Origin of the sequence: Pantoea sp. 1.19, assembly GCF_001922585.1 — a bacterium.
Lineage (GTDB): Bacteria > Pseudomonadota > Gammaproteobacteria > Enterobacterales > Enterobacteriaceae > 1-19.
This window is the reverse complement of record NZ_MRBS01000029.1, coordinates 1-1,505: the sequence shown is the minus strand read 5'-3', so window position 1 is coordinate 1,505 and position 1,505 is coordinate 1. Positions and strand designations below refer to the sequence as shown.

The window sequence follows — 1,505 nt, the reverse complement described above, 5'->3', positions numbered from 1 at the left end:
TCACCGCCGCGTCGGTGTTGACGGTCCCCGCGCCGCTCAGCGCGTTGCCCAACGTCTGCGCCGCCTGCAGGTTCAGCGTCCCGCCGTCCGCCACGTCCACCGCCGCCGCGCCCAGCGCGCCCGCACCGCTCAGGGTCAGGCTCGCCCCCTTACCGACCGCCGCGCTGCCCGACAGGCCCGCGTTGGCCTGCGACAGCAGCAGTTCGCCGCCCGTCAGCACCAGCCGCCCGTCGCCGGTCAGGCCGCCGGCCGCCGTCGAACTGCCGCCGTCCGTCAGCGTCAGCGCGCCGCCGCCGATGTCCACCGTGCCGCCATTGACCAGCGTTCCGATCGTCTGGCCATAGCCATTTAGCACGGTAGAAGCCCCCTGGGAAACCTCGAGCCGGGAGGTCTTGCCAAGGACAGCGTTATCCCCGAGGATTAATTGCCCATTCTTCACCAGCGTGCCGCCACTGTAGCTATTGTCACTGTTCATGATCGTGAGGCCATAATCCCCACCATCAATCACCAGCCCGCCCTTACCGCTTAGTTGCGAACGTAACTCGCGAAGAGGGGGTTGCGGATCGTCAACTTTAATCAGCAACCCATTTTCGCCATCTGAGATCAGCTCCAGCCCAACCATGCTGTATTTGACAAACAGACCCGCGCCATTGTTATCGTTGCTATCAGACAGGCCAAAGTTATAGTAAGCAATCGCCGCGTTTTCGCCTGCCTGAGTGATGGTTGATGAAATGCGTTGGTCGTGGGTCACAACCTGCACATCGTTAATTTTTAACCCCACATCTTGTAGCTTGCCCGCGACCTGATTCGCATCAACTAAGGTCATCAGCACATTGCCGTAATCCTGAGCGAGGATTGGTAGAACGTTCAAATCTTCAGGGCCGTAATTCTCCCAAGTAGCACCGCCGTCAATGTCAATATTTCCACTATTCAGCGTTAATTTATCGGTCTTGATCGTGCCATCTGCCGCGGTTTGTGGACCTTCAACACGGAAGGCCAGCTCTCCGCCTTGTAAATTTAGCTGACCCACGCGGCTTTCACCCACGCCCGTCGTGGAGTAACTGCCAGTATTAAGCGTCAGGGCTGAATTACCTAATACGTCACGATTACTCTCGATATTAAAGGAAACATCATTAAGCAAAATGTTGCCGGCAAAGGCGCCGCCGGTATTTGAACCAAAATTGAAGGCCTGATTGCCGGCACTCACGTTCAGCGCCCCGCCGCCGGTCAGCGCCTGGTTAAAGCCGCTCAGCCCCGCCAGCGTCAGCGCGCTGTCCGCGCCTACATTCACCCCAACCTCCGACCCCAGCCCCTCCGTGCCGCTCAGCGTCACCGCCGACCCGTCGCTCAGCCGCAGCTGACCGCTCCCGGCTACCCGGTTGCCAAACGCGCCGCGCCAGCCCGCCAGGTTCAGCGCGCTGTCCGGCCCGCTCAGCGTCACGCCGGACTGCCCTCCCAGATTGTCCGCGCCCTGCGCGCGCAGCACGCTGCCCGCCTCCACCGCC

The 1,505-nt window shown here is 61.1% G+C and carries 1 pseudogene; it reads right to left on the bottom strand.

Annotated features, from left to right (window positions below):
* Nucleotides 1–1,505: pseudogene (locus tag BS626_RS18665) on the bottom strand (autotransporter outer membrane beta-barrel domain-containing protein); the annotation flags it as partial.